Origin of the sequence: Rhodococcus sp. 852002-51564_SCH6189132-a (assembly GCF_001665495.1) — a bacterium.
Lineage (GTDB): Bacteria > Actinomycetota > Actinomycetes > Mycobacteriales > Mycobacteriaceae > Rhodococcus > Rhodococcus pyridinivorans.
In genome coordinates this window covers 1-1303 of record NZ_LZMJ01000077.1, presented here as the reverse complement: position 1 = coordinate 1303, position 1303 = coordinate 1, and the positions used below count along the sequence as shown (strand labels likewise).

Below are 1303 nucleotides of genomic sequence, written 5' to 3'. Positions count from 1 at the left end.
GGGACTGCTGCACGGATAGGTGACATCTGATCTGTGGTGCCGCAAGGCACTGCTGGAAGGATGTGCCCTGTGCCGAAGCCGTATCCCAAAGAGTTCCGTGACGACGTCGTCCGTGTTGCCCGTGGCCGTGAGCCCGGTCAGCAACTGAAGCAGATCGCCGCCGATTTCGGGATCAGCGAGTCCTGCCTGGCGAACTGGATGAAGGCCGCCGACGTCGAGGACGGCGTCAAGCCCGGAACCACCGCCAGTGAGAACGCCGAGCTGCGCGAAGCCCGGAAACGGATCCGGCTGCTCGAACAGGAGAACGAGGTCCTGCGTCGCGCCGCGGCATATCTGTCGCAGGCGAACCTGCCGGGAAAATGATGTTCCCCCGCACGCGGGAGGTGCCCCCACCGCTCGTCCGTGAGTTGGCCGTTGACGGCATCCCCGTCGCGGTGACGTGCCGGGTCCTCAAAATCGCGCGCCAGCCGTACTACCGGTGGCTCGCCGACCCGGTCACCGACGCCGAACTCGACGAGGCCTACCGGGCCAACGCCCTGTTCGACGCCCACCGCGACGACCCCGAATTCGGGTACCGGTTCCTCGTCGACGAGGCCGCCGACGCCGGCCAGACGATGGCGCAGCGCACCGGGTGGCGGATCTGCTCAGCCAACAAGTGGTGGAGCTCGTTCGGCAAGAAACGCGGCACCAAACACGTCCGTTCCGGGCCGCCGGTCCACGACGACCTCGTCGCCCGCAACTTCACCGCCGATAAGCGGAATCGATTGTGGCTCACAGATATCACCGAGCATCACACCGGTGAGGGCAAGCTCTACCTGTGCGCGATCAAGGACGTGCACTCGAACCGGATCGTCGGCTACTCCATCGACTCGAGAATGAAAGCCCGACTCGCGGTCGACGCCCTCGACTCCGCCGTCGCCCGCCGGGCCGCGGCCGGAGATCAGGTCGCCGGCTGCATCGTCCACAGCGACCGCGGATCGCAATTCCGGTCCAGGAAATTCGTCCACGCTCTCGGCCGGCACGCGATGGTCGGATCGATGGGCCGAGTCGGCGCCTGCGGCGACAACGCCGCCATGGAATCGTTCTTCTCACTGCTGCAGAAGAACGTCCTCGACCGCCAGCCCTGGGCGATCCGGAACGAGCTCCGGATCGCGATCATCACCTGGATCGAACGGACCTACCACCGCCGCCGACGCCAAGCCAGGCTCGGCAGATTGACCCCTGTCGAATACGAGACCATCATGACCACACCAGCCACTCAGGCTGCGTGACCGAACCTGTCACCTGATCGTGCAGCAGTCCC

Annotated in this window: 1 pseudogene; it reads left to right on the top strand. The window is 65.8% G+C overall.

The features are described 5' to 3' along the window. The first annotated feature begins 69 nt into the window (after positions 1 to 69). Positions 70 to 1271 (top strand): annotated as a pseudogene (locus A5767_RS19590) (IS3 family transposase). Positions 1272 to 1303: the final 32 nt, after the last annotated feature.